Raw genomic sequence first — 14490 nt, 5'->3', positions numbered from 1 at the left:
ATTGTATTTTTTGGCGTCTGGATTTTCGCTTCGGCGACCGGAATGGTAAATGAACTGGCCGCCCTCGCCGCGGCCGCTTCCCCGGAGCGGACCCCCTCACTCTCGCGCTCGGCCGACCGGCGCGACGAAGAAGATCCGTTGAAGGTCGCCGCGCTCTCCGACGACGCCGGCCCGGCCGACTCGGGAGCCCAGCGGCTCTCGCAGTCCGACCCACGCGACATCGCTCGAGCACTGCTCGGCGACTTCGGGTTCTCCGCCGACCAGTTCGGCTGCCTCGACTCGCTCTACATGCGCGAGTCCGGCTGGAACCCTTACGCCGACAACCCGACGTCCTCGGCCTACGGCATCCCGCAGGCGCTCCCGGGCTCCAAGATGTCCTCGGCCGGCGCCGACTGGGCCACCAACCCGGTCACCCAGATCCGTTGGGGCCTGGGCTACATCCGTGACCGCTACGGCAGCCCGTGCAGCGCGTGGGGACACAGCGAGTCCGTCGGCTGGTACTGAACGCCCACCGGCACCTGCGCTGGGGGTTGAGCGCTCTGAGACGATGGAGTCGTGAGTGAGCCCGCACCGACCCTGCCCTACGGATCCGCTCCGCCGCCGGAGTCGGAGGGGTCCGACCTGATCCGTTTCATCGCCGTGGTCCTGGCCGGCGCGATCATGATCGGGGCCGCAGCGCTGCTGATCATCCAGGGTCAGAACAACAACTCCGAGAAGAACTACGAGGCCTGCCTCGAGCGGGTCGAGGGCAACGACAGCCTGCCGGGCTCGCGTCCCGGCGACTTCTGCCAGCGCCCGAAGTAGCACGCCCCGCGATGCGCTTTCAGCGGGCGACCAGCAGGTAGCGCTCGTCGCTGATGGTGGTCCTCCCGAGAGCGGAGTCAGGTCAGTGCGCCACGAACACGGTGGCGTGGCCACCGTACTCGCGCGGCCCGTCGAACACCGGGAGGTTCCAGTCGACGTCCTCCTGCGACGAGGTCAGGTAGGCCACGGCGGCCGCGTGGTCGGGGAAGAACGCGCGGGTGGGCAGGTCGTCGCGCGTCACGTCGTCGAAGTGCCGCAGCAGCGCGGCCTCGCCGTTCTCACTGCTGAAGTGGGTGTGCAGGGGCTCGCCGCCGGCCTCGCGTCGTAGGTCGGCGAGATGGTCGTCGCCGTTGGTCACCGCCACCATCCGACCGCCGGGACGCAGCACCCGACGCAGCTCGGAGAGACCACGGTGCAGGTCCGCGACGTGGTAAAGCACCCACATCGCGACGACGGTGTCGAAGCTGTCGTCGTCGAAGGGCAGGTCCTGGACGTCGGCGCGGCGGGCGTCGAGGCCGCGCCGCGAGGTGAGCTCGATGAAGCGCGGTGACTGGTCGACGGCGACCAGGTCGGACGTCGGCAGGGCTGCGGCGATGCGCGAGGCGAAGGCTCCGGTGCCGCAGCCGACCTCCAGCACCCGGGCGGGGGAGTCGTGCGTGATCGCGTGCAGGGCCTCGCACGCGGGATCACGGCCGTCGAGGGTCGGGTGCCACACGGAGATGCGGGTCTCGAGATTCAGCTCCGAGGCGTACTGCCTCGACACGTGGTCGCGGTCGGTCATGCTCATGGATGAGTCATCCCCTCGAGGTCCAGGGCGGCGTCGAGCTCGGCCTCGGTGAGGTCGCCCTGCTCGACGTGCCCGAGCTCGATCACCGTTTCGCGGATGGTCGAGCCGGAGGCCAGTGCCTGCTTGGCGACGCGGGCGGCGGCTTCGTAGCCGATGTGGTGGTTGAGCGGAGTGACGACCGAGGGCGACGACTCGGCGTAGCGACGCATCCGCTCGGCATCAGCGGTGATGCCGTCGACGCAGCGCTCGGCCAGCAGCCGGCTCGAGGTGGAGAGCAGACGGATCGACTCGAGCACGTTGCGCGCGATCACGGGCATCGCGACGTTGAGCTCGAAGCTGCCGCTCGCGCCGGCCGCCGTCACGGTGGCGTCGTTGCCGATCACCTGGAAGCAGACCATCAGCGTCGCCTCCGGCAGCACGGGGTTGACCTTGCCCGGCATGATGCTCGATCCGGGCTGGAGGTCGGGAAGACGGATCTCGGCCAGACCGGTGGTGGGCCCTGACGCCATCCAGCGCAGGTCGTTGCAGATCTTGATCAGCCCGACGGCGGCGGTCTTGAGCACGCCGCTGAGCTCGACGAGCGAGTCGCGGGTGCCCTGGGCCTCGAAGTGGTTGCGGGCCTCGGTGAAGGGCTGACCGGTCGCCTCGCCCAGGAGCTCGATGACCCGGGCGGCGAAGCCGGGAGGCGTGTTGATGCCGGTGCCGACGGCGGTGCCGCCGAGCGGCACCTCGCGGACTCGCGGGAGCACCGCGCCCAGGCGGTCGACGGCGTAGCGCACGGTGGCGGCATACCCGCCGAGCTCCTGGCCGAGCATCACCGGCGTGGCGTCCATCAGGTGGGTGCGCCCGGACTTCACCACGTGGCCGAACTCCTCGGCCTTGGCCTCGAGCGACTCGGCCAGCCGCTCCAGCGCCGGCACGAGGTCGTCGACGACCGCGAGCGTGATCGCGACGTGCATGGCGGTGGGGAAGGTGTCGTTGCTCGACTGGCTGGCATTGACGTGGTCGTTGGGGTGGGCCTCGACGTCGCTGTCGTTCTCCTCGCCGGCACGAGCGACCAGCGCGGCGATCACCTCGTTGGCGTTCATGTTGGAGCTGGTGCCCGATCCAGTCTGGAAGACGTCGATCGGGAAGTGGTCGTCGTGAGCACCTCCGGCGACCGCGAGGGCCGCCTCGGCGATGGCGGTGGCCTGTCCGGTGGTGATGACGTCGAGCTCGCCGTTGGCGACGGCCGCGGCCGCCTTGACCTGTCCCAGGGCGTGGATCAGGCGCGGCTCCAGCGGCGTTCCGCTGATGGGGAAGTTCTCCACCGCTCGCTGCGTCTGGGCCCCCCACAGTGCCTCTGCGGGCACCTCGATCTCGCCCATGGAGTCGTGCTCGATACGTACGTCGTCGTGCGTGCTCATCTACCTCACGTTACCCACTACGGGGCTCGGCGGGGGGAGGACTCGTGAAGCCCGATCCCTCAAGTCGAAGGCCGGGCGGACCGATGTCCCTCTCGTGAGAATCCACGCCCCGTCGTCAACCGAGGCGCGCCCCGACGACCGTGCGGACGAGAGCCCCGACCAGACCACCGGCAGGCTGTTCCTGGCCCGGGCCTGGCGGTCGCGCGTGGTGCTCGCCGACGCCGCCGTGGCCCTCACGCTGCTGTGGTGGGCGGTCTACCTCGCGCGTGGCACCGGTGGCCGCGAGCCCCATCTGCTCTCCTACGGCTGCCTCCTGCTCGCGGCCGCTGTCGTCGTCGTACGGCCGTGGCGGCGGCTGCCGACGCGCGCCCTGCTCCTCGGCCACGCCGTCGGTGCTGCTGCCTACGGCGTGGTGCTGCTCGCCCCCACCGGCTCGGCCGGAGCCGACGAGGCCGCCGCCATGGTCTTCACCGCAGAGTTCCTGCTCGTCCTCGTGGCCTGAGCCGACACCCGTCTGCGCCGGACGCTCCTCGTCGTCGCGGTCCTCGGGTCGGGCGTCTACCAGTTCAGCGGCGGTTGGCTCGCCTGGTGGGGCCACCAGGACCCGAGCACCCTCTTCGTCGGCACCATCCACTGGCACAACCAGGCCGGGATCGTGCTGACGGCCGGGGCGCTCGCCGGTGCGGTTCTCGTGGCTCGCGGCGGCACTGATCCCCTGCGTCTCCTGGGGTGGTTCCTCACCCCGCTGTGCGTCGAGGGGACCGTGTTCAGCACGAGCCGTGGCTCGATGCTCGGCCTGGCCCTCGGCCTGGTCCTGCTGGCAGCGATGGGGTTCGCACGCCGTGGCCACCGACTCGCGGGCCTCCGGGTCGTGCTGCTCACGGCTCTGTCCTGGGCGACCACGGTCTTCATGGCCGGCCCGCCGGTCTTCACCGAGCGGGCCTCGGCGATAGCGGGCACCTCCGCCCGGAGCGGCACCTTCGTCAGCAACGGCACCCAGCGGTTCGAGGACTGGCGTCGCGCGTGGGACATCTTCTGCCACTGGCCCGTCAGCGGCGCAGGCTTCAACTCCTACGACGCTGCGACGACCATCGCCAGTGAGCGCCGTGACGGGGTCACCACGGCGTTCGCGCACAACGGCTTCCTCCAGGTCATGGCGGACGGCGGGCTGCTCCTCACGGTGCCCGTCTTCACCGCCGTTGCGGTGATCCTGCTCCTGGGGCTGCGCAGGCTGCCGTCGTCGCTGCGGGCGGGGGAGTGGACCCAGCCGGGCGCCCTCGTGATCTTCTTCGTGCTGATGCTGCACTCGGGCATGGACTTCGACTGGGCCTATCCCTCGATCCTGGCCCTGACGGCAGTGGCCGGCGCAGCAGCGCTTCCCCCCGTCGGACCGGACGGCGACGTCCCCCGTCGCCGAGCCCTGCTCCTGGGAGGCGCCGCGGTGGCGCTCCTCGTCCTGGCAGCTGTTGCGGGCTGGGACGGCGGGCTGGGCATCAACGCCGACATCGCCGGCTGACCCTCATCGGCCGGCTGACCACTACGGTGGTCGCGACCTGTCCGAGGACGAGAGGGCCGAGAACGTGTCGCAGTGGCTGGAGGACCTGACCACCCTGCAGGTGATCGGACTGATCGTCGCGATCCTCCTGGCGGGATCGATCCTCGCCGCGATCACCGGGGCCATCCTGGTGCGTTTCGGCAAGCGCCAGCCCTGGGTGCTCCAGCGCGCCAGTCGCCTCATCTACAAGCTGCTCGGGCCCATCAAGCGACCCCTGACGATCGTCGTGCTCGACGAGGTGTCGGCCGTCATCCAGACCGGCAAGTACACCAAGAACATCTCCGACGCGCTGCTCGAGAACCACGACGAGCTCAAGGCCCTGGTCGCCGAGAAGGTGCGCGAGGACCCCAACGCCCGACTGGTGAGCAAGCTGCCGGGCTACGAGCGCGTCGTCGGCGAGGCCAGCGAGACCGTGCTCCGGGTGCTGATCGAGATGCTGAGCGATCCCCGCATGGACGAGCTCGTCGCCGACCTGCTCCGCAACAACCTCGAACAGATCCGTCGCGCGGTCCGGCAGAAGGACCACGAGGCCATCGGTGACGCAGCACCGGCCGACCCGATCCCCGACAGCGCGCCGCGGCCGCGCAGCGATGGGCCGTCGATCCCGCGCTCCTAGGGACAGCGGCCCACGTAGAGCCAGTACTGCGTCTGCCGTCCCTGCAGCTCCACGTCGAGGGGTTGCTCCTCCACGGCGTCGAAGACCGACGACAACACCTCCGCGAGAGCCCCGGACCGGTTGGCCGACCAGATCGCCACCACCCCACCGGGTCGCAGGATCCGCTGGACGGCGCGCAGGAAGTCGGTGCCGTACAGCTCGGCGTTGGCCTCGTGCACCAGGTAGCCCGGCCCGTTGTCGACGTCGAGGAGCACCAGGTCGTACGACGCCGGGCCGGCCTCTGCGACGGCCGCTGCGACGTCGGCGACGACGATGTTGACCCGCTCGTCTGCCAGCAGGGCCGGACCGTGCGGCACGGTGCCGTCGCGCAGCCAGCCGACGAGCGTCTGCTCGATCTCCACCACCGAGCAGCGCTCCACGCGCGAGTCGGCGAGCACCTCGCTCAGGGTGAATCCGAGGCCGAGTCCGCCCACCACCACGGCGCGCGGCTGATCGACGAGCGCGAGGGCGGCCGTGGCGAGCGCCCGCTCGGAGCCGACCTCGACGGTGTCCATCACGAAGACACCGTTGGCGCGCAGCTCGAGGATCGTGGGTCCGGGCTCGTCGGGTGCGCGTTCGCGCAGCACCAGCTCGCCACGCTCGGTCTCGGTCCGGGCCAGCTCGACGTACTCCACCCCCCCCATCCTGCACGCCGGTGCCGATCGTTCGTGCCCCACCTCGGGGTGGGCCGCGGTTGCGGCCGGGCTGGCACCGTGGTCGGCATGAGCGACGTAGCGCAGGACCGCAACGACCAGGACGACCAGGACGACCAGAAGGGTCAGGTCTCGGAGGTCAGCGGCATGGACCCGGCCGAGGCCGACACGCCAGTCTCCGACGACCAGTCGGTCGCCGGGTCGCCCAGCGACGAGTCGGGCGAGGTAGACGCCGGGATCACCGGGCCGAACTCCAAGGGTGGCGCCGAGGTCAACGGCGGCGACACGGCCTGACTACTCTGCTGAGCGCACCCGGATGCCCGAGATCGGCACCGTCACCGCGCCGGAGGGGTCGGTGAAGAAGTCGTTGCCCTTGTCGTCGACGACGATGAAGGCCGGGAAGTCGCGGACCTCGATCTTCCAGACCGCCTCCATGCCGAGCTCGGGATACTCCAGCACCTCGACCGAGGTGATGCAGTCCTGGGCGAGGCGCGCGGCCGGGCCGCCGATCGAGCCGAGGTAGAAGCCGCCGAACTCGTCGCACGCCTCGGTGACCTGCTTGCTGCGGTTGCCCTTGGCCAGCATCACCATCGAGCCACCAGCGGCCTGGAACGACTTCACGTAGGAGTCCATCCGGCCCGCCGTGGTCGGGCCGAACGAGCCCGACGCGTAGCCCTCGGGGGTCTTGGCCGGTCCGGCGTAGTAGACCGCGTGGTCCTTGAGGTACTGCGGCATCTCGCCACCCTCGTCGAGGAGCTCCTGGATCTTGGCGTGCGCGATGTCGCGCGCTACGACCAGCGGCCCGGTCAGCGAGAGCCGCGTCTTGACCGGGTGCTTGGTCAGCTCGGCCAGGATGTCGGTCATCGGCTGGTTGAGGTCGATCTTCACCACGTCGGCATCAGCGGCGAGCTGCTCGTCGGTGGTCTCGGGGAGGTACTTCGCGGGATCGGTCTCGAGCTGCTCGAGGAAGACGCCGTCGGCGGTGATCTTGCCGAGCGCCTGACGGTCCGCCGAGCAGGAGACAGCGATCGCGACCGGGCAGGACGCGCCGTGGCGGGGGAGGCGCACGACGCGCACGTCGTGACAGAAGTACTTGCCGCCGAACTGCGCGCCGATCCCGAACGACTGGGTGAGCTTGAAGACCTCCTCCTCGAGCTCGAGGTCCCGAAAGCCATGAGCATCCATCGAGCCTGACGTCGGCAGGTTGTCGAGGTAGTGCGCGGAGGCGTACTTGGCGGTCTTGAGCGCGAACTCCGCGCTCGTGCCGCCGATCACGATCGCGAGGTGGTACGGCGGGCAGGCGGCCGTGCCGAGCGATCGGATCTTCTCGTCGAGGAACTGCAGCATCCGCGTCGGGTTGAGGATCGCCTTGGTCTCCTGGAACAGGAACGACTTGTTGGCCGACCCGCCACCCTTGGCCATGAAGAGGAACTTGTACTCCGGTCCCTTCGGGCCCTGCGCGGTCGAGTAGAGCTCGATCTGCGCGGGCAGGTTGGTGCCGGTGTTCTTCTCCTCGTACGTCGTCAGCGGTGCGAGCTGTGAATAGCGCAGGTTGAGCTTGGTGTAGGCGTCGAAGACGCCGCGACTGATCGCCGCGGCATCCTCGGCGCCGGTCAGCACGCCCTCGGACTTCTTGCCCATCACGATCGCGGTGCCGGTGTCCTGACACATCGGCAGCACGCCACCGGCGGAGATGTTGACGTTCTTGAGCAGGTCGGTGGCCACGAAGCGGTCGTTGCCCGACGCCTCGGGGTCGTCGATGATCTTGCGCAGCTGGGCCAGGTGCGCCGGGCGCAGGTAGTGGCTGATGTCGTGCATCGCCTCAGCCGTCAGCTGCTGGATGGCCTCCGGGGCGACCTTCAAGAAGGTCTGTCCGTCGACCTCGAACGTCGAGACGCCCTCGGTCGTGACGAGGCGGTACGGCGTGTCGTCCGCGCCCGTCGGGAGGAGGTCGGAATAGCGGAACTCGGGACCGGTGCTCACCCGGCAAGATTAGTGCCGTCGCTGCATCGACCCGACCCCGACCGGCGATTCTCCGTACGTGACGAGCACGACGAGGCAGGATGGACGCCCACATGGGACTTCCTCACAGCCGTCGACGGAGGTCGCGGCGCCACGCGCTCGCGGCCGTGGTGTCGACCCTCGCCGGTGGTCTGACCCTGGCCGTGCTGCTCGTGCTGGTGCCGACCGTGGTGCCGGTGCCGGACGGCGGCGCGCCCACGCCCACCGAACGGCGTACCGGGGCGGGGGTCGGGGTGGACCCCTTGGACGCCCAGCCCGAACCCGCCGTCGTGGAGTCCCCCGCACCCGAGGAGCCGGGGGTGCCCGCCCGTCCCACCGAGCCGCCCAACGTCGTGCTGGTCGTGATGGACGACTTCTCGACCGAGCTGTTGCGAACCATGCCGAACCTCGTCGCCCTCCAGGAGCAGGCGGCGACCTACGAGAACGCCTTCGTGGTCAACAGCCTGTGCTGCCCGTCGCGGGCCGCCGCGTTCACCGGTCTGCCGCCCCACCTCAACGGCGTGCTGGCCAACACGTCCGGTGGCCCGCTGGGTGCGCTGGGCGGCTACCCCGCCTTCGTCGCCGGCGACAACGCCGAGCGCTCCTACAACGTCTCGGTGCAGGAGGCCGGCTACACGACGGGCTTCGTCGGCAAGTACCTCAACGAGTACGAGCCGCCGCTCGTCAGCGCCGGCTACCGCGTCGCGCCTGAGGTGATCCCCGGGTGGGACGACTTCGCGGCTGTGAGCGGAGGCGCCTACCAGGGGTGGGGGTTCCTCGTCACCGACCTCGTCGAGGACGGCTTCGGCGGCACCAGCCTGGCTCTGCGCGAGTTCCCGGCCCCCGATCGCGAGGCCGAGCGCCCGCGCGTGGTCGACCGCACCTACGCCGGTGAGGTGGTGGCTGACGAGGCGATGACCCTCCTGCGGCGCTACCAGCGGCGCGACGAGCGACGCGAGCGTCCGTGGCTGCTGCACGTGGCGCCGTACGGCACCCATTCCCGCACCCAGCCGACGTACCCGCGAGAGCCGTTCTTCCCTCCGGCGCTGCAGGATCGACCGCGCCGCAAGCAGCCCGACGGCAACTGCGGCCTCGCCACCTGCGCCGACCTCACCGTCGCCGACCTGCCCGGCTACGCGGACCCCGGCGACGACAACGCGCCGTACCGGATCGACGACAGCATCGAGGGCGGTCTCGTGACCGAGGCGCCGACCTGGCGCACCGAGCCCTTCGTGCTGACCGAGGAGCGCGGCTCCAAGCAGTACCGCGACCGCGCTCGGATGGCGCAGTCGATCGACCGGATGATCGGACGCATGGTCGACAAGCTGGGCAGCGCCCTGCGCGAGGACACCTACCTCGTGGTCACCTCCGACAACGGGTTCCACCTCGGCCAGCACAGCCTCAACGGCGGCAAGGGTCTGCCCTACGACTCCGACTCCCGCGTGCCCCTCGTGGTCGCCGGTCCGGGGATCGAGCCCGGTCCGCGCTCGCAGTTCGTCAACAACATCGACCTGGCACCGACGATCGAGGACCTGGTCGGGGCCCGCCGGTCCGGCCAGCGCGCGGGCACGAGCTTCGTCGACTCCTTCGCCCGGCCGGACGCCGAGGGCGGGCGCTACGTGTTCATGGAGCACACCTACGGCCCCGTGCTCCCGGGGGAGCCGGATGCCGACCTGGGCAGCGGCAGCCGCCTCGACATCATCCCCTCCTTCGTCGCGGTGCGGGGCGAGGAGGGACTGCTGGTGCGCGTCGACCTCGACCGCGACTTCTACGGCGAGGACTTCGCGTGGGAGCTCTATCGCTACGACCGCCCGTGGGAGGACGTCAACGTCTTCGACACCGACCACGACCTGCCCTACGCCCTGGACCTGCGCCGCCGTCTGGAGGCGTGGGTCGACTGCGAGCCGAAGCGGTGCCGGCGCCTCAGTCGCTGAGGGTCGACGGCGGACCGGTGGAGGAGCGGACCACGAGGGTGGCCGCCAAGACCACCTCGCGCTGGGGAATGTCGTGGGGATCGATCACGCCGACCACCAGGTCGGCGGCGTGCGCCGCCTGTTGCTCGACGTGCTGGTCGAGGGTGGTGAGGTCGAACAGGTCGGCCAGCGGGTGGCCGTCGACCCCGATGACTGAGAGGTCCTCGGGGCAGCGCAGCCCGCGTCGCCGGAGTCCCTCGAGCACGCTGATCGCGATCTCGTCGGAGTAGGCGAACACCGCGGTGGGTGGCGCGGGCAGGTCGAGGAGCCGGCCCACCGCCTCGGCGCCGGTGCGGACGCCGTACGGCATGGTGACGAGGTAGGCCTCTGGGACGTCGAGTCCGGAGGCCGCCATGGCGGCGAGGAAGCCCTCGTGGCGCAGCACGTCGGAGGTCGCCACCGTGCCCTCGGTGTCGCTGGTGCGGATCATCGCGATGCGTCGGTGACCGAGGTCGACGAGGTGCTGAACGGCGGCGCGGGCGATCGCGCGGTCGTCGACGACGACGTGGGGGAGGTTCTGGAGCCTGCCCCCGGCGACGACGACGTCGGCGCCGATGTGGTCGAGTCGCTCGATCTCGCGGCGCAGGATGGGCAGGGCCACCAGGATCACGGCATCGACCTTGCGCCGCGACGGCAGGTGCTCGAAGAAGTAGGCGCGCTCGGCCTCGTCGCTGACCTGGTAGACGAGGGTGTCGCGACCGGTCTCGTGCAACCGACGCTGGATGCCGGACAGCATCGCGGCGTAGAACCATGCCGAGAGGTGCGGCACCACGACGGCCACGCGCCCGGTGCTGCCGCGCGCGAGGCTGGACGCCTCGGGGGAGACCACGTAGGACAGCTCGGCGGCGATCTCACGAATGCGGAGCCGGGTCGGTCCACTCACGCCCGGGACGTCGCGCAGCGCCCGCGAGACGGTCGCGATGGAGACGCCGGCGTGGCGGGCGACGTCGGCCATGTTGACGTCGCCAGGCAGCAGCCGCTCGGTTTCTCGGGACACCTTCATCACGATAACCATTTTGTAAACGTTTGCGTAACCCCCCTTGACGCACCGCTGTGACATGGGTCACTGTGGTCCCACCGGAATGCAAACGTTTGCGAATCGGATGACTTTCGCACAGCCGATGCACTGCGGTCGGGCGAGGGGGGAACGCCTCGCGAGGTCCACAACGAGAGGTCAGGACGACAGATGACGACAAGCACGTGGCGCCGCATCGCGGTGTACGGGGTCGGGGCAACATTCGTGCTCGGGACGACAGGCTGCCTGTCCTCCGGCGACGGCGGTGGGTCGGGCGGTGTCGCCAGCGGTGAGTCCGGCGACGGCACGGTCACCATCCTGGGAGCCTTCGGCGGCGCGGAGGAGGATGCGTTCGAGGCGTCGCTGGCCGCCTTCGAGCAGGAGTCGGGCATCGATGTCGAGTACACCGCCGACACTGACTTCACCACCACCGTCGTCCAACGGGTCAACGCAGGGGACGCCCCCGACATCGGCTTGTTCCCGCAGCCCGGGGGGTTGCTCGACCTCTCCGACGACATGGCTCCGCTCGAGGACGTGATCGACGTCGGTGCGATCGAGGAGACCCTGATCCCTGGATTCCTCGAGGCGGCCACCAAGGACGGCACCGTCTACGGCGCCCCGATGCGGATGGCGGTCAAGTCGATCGTCTGGTATCCCGCCTCCTACGCGGACACCGACTTCAGCACCGAGCCGGCCACCTTCCAGGAGCTCCTGGCGCTGTCGGAGGACATCAAGGCCTCGGGTGTGACCCCGTGGTGCATGGGCTGGGAGTCCGACCAGGCCACCGGTTGGGTCGGCACCGACTGGCTGGAGGAGATGGTGCTCCGCGTGGGCGGACCCGAGGTCTACGACCAGTGGGTCAGCCACGAGATCCCGTTCAACGACCCGGTGATCGTCGAGGCTCTCGACGAGTTCGGCAAGATCGCCAAGAGCGACCTGGTGCTCGGCGGGTCCAGCGGGGTGCTCAACACCGGCTTCGCCGACGCGATGACCCCGGCGTTCCGGGGTGAGCCGAGCTGCTACCTCCACCGGCAGGGAAACTTCGCGACCGGTTTCTATCCCGACGAGGTCCAGTCCGACCTCGACGGCTCGGTCGGCACCTTCTACTTCCCGCCGTTCGAGGGCGGCTACGACGGCTCGCCGGTGCTCGGCGGCGGCGACCTCGCCGCAGCGTTCAACGGGGAGGACGAGGACACCCAGGCGGTCATGGAGTTCCTGACCAGCGACCAGTTCGGTGCCGAGTGGGCTGAGGCGGGCGGGTGGCTCTCGCCGCACGCGACGTTCGACGCCAGCAACTACGCCGACGAGACCACCCGTGACATCGCGCAGTCCGCCGCCGACGCCGACGTCTTCCGCTTCGACGGCTCGGACCTCATGCCGGCCGACGTCGGGTCCGGCTCCTTCTGGACCGAGATGGTCAAGTGGGAGAACGGCCAGTCGACGCAAGACACGCTGGACGCGATCGAGGCGTCCTGGCCCGAGTCATGAGCACTGACGTGAAGGGCCCCATCACCGGTTCGCCGGTGGCGGGGCCCGACCCCTCTCAGGAGGGGGGCCGAGGCGGAGCCGACGTCAAGCGCATCGTCGGCGGGCTCGTCGGCATGGTGGTCACCGGCTACCTGATGTGGACGATCTTCTTGTCCATCAGCATCTATCCGGGGATCTACCTCGACAACCGGGTGATCGTGGCGGTGGTGGCGATCACCGTCGGGGTCGGGGGAGCGGCCGTGCTGTTCCGCTTCCTCAACATGTTCGTGGAGGGGCTGCCCAGCGCGGCGTCGCAGCGGTTCATGCCCTACGCCTACCTCTTGCCGGGGTTCGGCCTGATCGGTCTGGTGCTGCTCTACCCGGCGGTGCAGACGGTCATCTACTCCTTCGCCAACGCCGACAGCACGGCCTGGGTGGGGTTCGACAACTACATCGAGATCTTCGGTCGTGAGGAGTTCCAGACCACGCTGATCAACAACCTGCTCTGGTTGCTGATCGTGCCCGCCAGCGTGGTGGCGATCGGGATCGTGGTCGCCGTGCTCTCCGACAAGCTCGGACGTCGCGGGGAGAGCGTCTCCAAGAGCCTGATGTTCCTCCCGATGGCGATCTCGTTCGTCGGCGCCTCGGCCATCTGGGGTCTTGTCTACGCCTACGACAACCCTGGTCGTTCGCAGACCGGACTGCTGAACGCGGTGTGGACCGCCTTCGGTGGCGACCCGCAGACCTGGCTCCAGATCGACACCGCCAAGCTCAACTCGATCCTGCTGATGGTCATCGTCATCTGGCTGCAGGTCGGCTTCGCGATGATCCTGCTCTCGTCTGCCATCAAGGGGGTCCCTGAGGACACCCTCGAGGCCGCTCGCATCGACGGGGCGACCGAGTGGCAGATCTTCTGGCGGGTGGTGATCCCGCAGATCAAGGGGACCACGATCACGGTGTTCATCACCGTGCTGATCATGGTGATGAAGATCTTCGACATCGTCTACGTGCTCACCAACGGCGCGTTCAACACCAACGTGATCGCCAACCTGTTCTTCTTCGAGCTGTTCAAGCGTCAGGACGCCGGAGCCGCCTCGGCGATCGTCGTCGTGCTGCTGATCGCGATCATCCCGGTGCTGGTCTACCAGGTGCGGCACTTCCGTCGAGAGGACGTGAGCTCATGAGCACCAGGATCGAGGCCGCCGGCCTGGCCGCCGGCCAGCCGGACGCGCCGAGCAGCGGCGGTGACCGCCGGGCGACCAAGCCGCCCAAGCAGGGTCGGGGGCTGATGTCGGACGGACGTCGGCGCAGCCCCGTCGCGATTGTCGTGATGACGGCGTTGGTCGCCCTGTGGTTGCTCCCGACCATCGGCCTGTTGGTCACGTCGTTGCGCGACCGCACGGAGGCCAGTGAGTCGGGGTGGTGGACGGTGCTCTACAACCCGGCCAACTTCGGGTTCACCTTCGACAACTACCGCGGCGTGCTCGAGGGCACCGACATCGGCAGCGGATTCATCAACAGCCTGGTCGTAGCCATCCCGGCCACCGTCATTCCGATCATGTTCGCGGCATTCGCCGCGTACGCGTTCACGTTCATGAACTTCCGTGGCAAGGACGTGCTCTTCATCGCGATCGTGGCGGTGATGGTGGTGCCCATCCAGGTGGCCTTCCAGCCCATGCTCAACCTGCTGGGACCCCGCGGCCTGGGCATCAGCGGCGAGTACCTCGCTGTCTGGCTGCTCCACACCGGGTTCGGGATGCCGTTGGCCGTCTACACGCTGCGCAACTACATGACGACCTTGCCCAAGACGGTGATCGAGTCGGCGAAGATCGATGGTGCCAGCCACTTCCAGACGTTCTGGCGACTCATCGTGCCGATGTCGGTGCCGGCGTTGGCAGCCTTCGCGATCCTGCAGTTCCTCTGGGTCTGGAACGACCTCCTCATCGCCCGGCTCTTCCTCGGCTCGGGGGAGAACTCCACGGTGATCGTCGAGCTCCAGGGCCTCATCGGGACGGCGGGCCTCGGCCAGGAACTGTTGACGGCCGGGGCGTTCATCTCGATGGCGTTGCCGATGGTGGTCTTCTTCGGTCTCCAGCGCTTCTTCGTCCGGGGCCTGACCTCCGGGGCGGTGAAGGGCTGAGCACCCACGCGCCAGCCCCGGTCCACCTGACCCG

General features: G+C 69.3%; 15 protein-coding genes. 10 read left to right on the top strand and 5 right to left on the bottom strand.

Annotated elements, in window-relative coordinates:
* The first annotated feature begins 42 nt into the window (after positions 1–42).
* Complete coding sequence (locus VOI19_RS03165; protein ID WP_323791507.1) at positions 43–504, top strand: hypothetical protein; 462 nt, start codon at positions 43–45, stop codon at positions 502–504.
* Between the two features lie 51 nt (positions 505–555).
* Complete coding sequence (locus tag VOI19_RS03160) at positions 556–804, top strand: hypothetical protein (RefSeq protein WP_323791506.1); 249 nt, start codon at positions 556–558, stop codon at positions 802–804.
* Between the two features lie 82 nt (positions 805–886).
* Here the strand turns inward: VOI19_RS03160 and VOI19_RS03155 are convergent, their stop codons facing one another.
* Positions 887–1591 carry a class I SAM-dependent methyltransferase gene (locus tag VOI19_RS03155; RefSeq protein WP_323791505.1) on the bottom strand — a complete coding sequence of 235 codons (705 nt, stop codon included), beginning with the start codon at positions 1589–1591 and terminating at the stop codon, positions 887–889.
* Positions 1588–2997: a class II fumarate hydratase gene (locus VOI19_RS03150; RefSeq protein ID WP_323791504.1), complete on the bottom strand. Its 1410-nt coding sequence runs from the start codon at positions 2995–2997 to the stop codon at positions 1588–1590. Before VOI19_RS03150 ends, VOI19_RS03155 begins: the two co-directional genes overlap by 4 nt.
* Positions 2998–3091: 94 nt before the next feature.
* Here VOI19_RS03150 and VOI19_RS03145 point away from each other — a divergent pair, with 94 nt between their 5' ends.
* From VOI19_RS03145 to VOI19_RS03135, 3 genes are all read left to right on the top strand, one after another.
* A complete protein-coding gene (locus tag VOI19_RS03145) occupies positions 3092–3499 on the top strand; it encodes a hypothetical protein (protein ID WP_323791503.1) in 408 nt (135 codons plus the stop codon).
* A 153-nt stretch (positions 3500–3652) separates the two neighbouring features.
* The gene (locus VOI19_RS03140; RefSeq protein ID WP_323791502.1) at positions 3653–4513 is read left to right on the top strand and encodes an O-antigen ligase family protein; all 861 of its coding nucleotides are present in this window, start codon (positions 3653–3655) and stop codon (positions 4511–4513) included.
* Between the two features lie 64 nt (positions 4514–4577).
* On the top strand, positions 4578–5168 hold the full coding sequence (locus tag VOI19_RS03135; protein WP_323791501.1) for a hypothetical protein: 591 nt from the start codon (positions 4578–4580) through the stop codon (positions 5166–5168).
* Here VOI19_RS03135 and VOI19_RS03130 read toward each other — a convergent pair.
* Complete coding sequence (locus VOI19_RS03130; RefSeq protein WP_416366312.1) at positions 5165–5851, bottom strand: hypothetical protein; 687 nt, start codon at positions 5849–5851, stop codon at positions 5165–5167. The genes VOI19_RS03135 and VOI19_RS03130 overlap by 4 nt on opposite strands.
* Before the next feature lie 78 nt (positions 5852–5929).
* Here VOI19_RS03130 and VOI19_RS03125 point away from each other — a divergent pair, with 78 nt between their 5' ends.
* Positions 5930–6154 (top strand): hypothetical protein, encoded by a 225-nt coding sequence (locus VOI19_RS03125; protein ID WP_323791499.1) that lies wholly within the window; start codon positions 5930–5932, stop codon positions 6152–6154.
* Here VOI19_RS03125 and VOI19_RS03120 read toward each other — a convergent pair whose 3' ends face one another.
* The gene (locus tag VOI19_RS03120) at positions 6155–7843 is read right to left on the bottom strand and encodes a fumarate hydratase (protein ID WP_323791498.1); all 1689 of its coding nucleotides are present in this window, start codon (positions 7841–7843) and stop codon (positions 6155–6157) included.
* 92 nt (positions 7844–7935) lie between these two features.
* On the opposite strand from VOI19_RS03120, the gene VOI19_RS03115 reads away from it, so the two are divergent.
* The gene (locus VOI19_RS03115; RefSeq protein WP_323791497.1) at positions 7936–9795 is read left to right on the top strand and encodes a sulfatase-like hydrolase/transferase; all 1860 of its coding nucleotides are present in this window, start codon (positions 7936–7938) and stop codon (positions 9793–9795) included.
* Here the strand turns inward: VOI19_RS03115 and VOI19_RS03110 are convergent.
* Positions 9785–10831: a LacI family DNA-binding transcriptional regulator gene (locus tag VOI19_RS03110; RefSeq protein WP_323791496.1), complete on the bottom strand. Its 1047-nt coding sequence runs from the start codon at positions 10829–10831 to the stop codon at positions 9785–9787. The genes VOI19_RS03115 and VOI19_RS03110 overlap by 11 nt on opposite strands.
* Positions 10832–11020: 189 nt before the next feature.
* Here VOI19_RS03110 and VOI19_RS03105 point away from each other — a divergent pair, with 189 nt between their 5' ends.
* The 3 genes from VOI19_RS03105 to VOI19_RS03095 are packed head-to-tail and all read left to right on the top strand — an operon-like array spanning position 11021 to position 14456.
* On the top strand, positions 11021–12337 hold the full coding sequence (locus VOI19_RS03105) for an ABC transporter substrate-binding protein (RefSeq protein ID WP_323791495.1): 1317 nt from the start codon (positions 11021–11023) through the stop codon (positions 12335–12337).
* Positions 12334–13500, top strand: coding sequence for a sugar ABC transporter permease (locus VOI19_RS03100; protein ID WP_323791494.1), 1167 nt, complete (start codon positions 12334–12336; stop codon positions 13498–13500). Before VOI19_RS03105 ends, VOI19_RS03100 begins: the two co-directional genes overlap by 4 nt.
* Entirely contained in the window at positions 13497–14456 is a 960-nt protein-coding gene (locus tag VOI19_RS03095) for a carbohydrate ABC transporter permease (RefSeq protein ID WP_323791493.1), read from the top strand. The genes VOI19_RS03100 and VOI19_RS03095 overlap by 4 nt, the downstream gene beginning before the upstream one ends.
* The last annotated feature ends 34 nt before the right edge of the window (positions 14457–14490 follow it).

This window comes from Nocardioides sp., assembly GCF_034670285.1.
Taxonomy (GTDB): Bacteria; Actinomycetota; Actinomycetes; order Propionibacteriales; family Nocardioidaceae; genus Nocardioides.
This window is presented reverse-complemented; position numbering and strand designations above follow the sequence as displayed.

Bases quoted from the DNA above. Each gene is read 5' to 3' on its own strand.
- VOI19_RS03165 (WP_323791507.1), top strand. From the start codon at position 43: ATGGTAAATGAACTGGCCGCCCTCGCCGCGGCCGCTTCCCCGGAGCGG.
- VOI19_RS03155 (WP_323791505.1), bottom strand. From the start codon at position 1,591: ATGAGCATGACCGACCGCGACCACGTGTCGAGGCAGTACGCCTCGGAG.
- VOI19_RS03150 (WP_323791504.1), bottom strand. From the start codon at position 2,997: ATGAGCACGCACGACGACGTACGTATCGAGCACGACTCCATGGGCGAG.
- VOI19_RS03130 (WP_416366312.1), bottom strand. From the start codon at position 5,851: ATGGGGGGGGTGGAGTACGTCGAGCTGGCCCGGACCGAGACCGAGCGT.
- VOI19_RS03125 (WP_323791499.1), top strand. From the start codon at position 5,930: ATGAGCGACGTAGCGCAGGACCGCAACGACCAGGACGACCAGGACGAC.
- VOI19_RS03115 (WP_323791497.1), top strand. From the start codon at position 7,936: ATGGGACTTCCTCACAGCCGTCGACGGAGGTCGCGGCGCCACGCGCTC.
- VOI19_RS03105 (WP_323791495.1), top strand. From the start codon at position 11,021: ATGACGACAAGCACGTGGCGCCGCATCGCGGTGTACGGGGTCGGGGCA.
- VOI19_RS03100 (WP_323791494.1), top strand. From the start codon at position 12,334: ATGAGCACTGACGTGAAGGGCCCCATCACCGGTTCGCCGGTGGCGGGG.
- VOI19_RS03095 (WP_323791493.1), top strand. From the start codon at position 13,497: ATGAGCACCAGGATCGAGGCCGCCGGCCTGGCCGCCGGCCAGCCGGAC.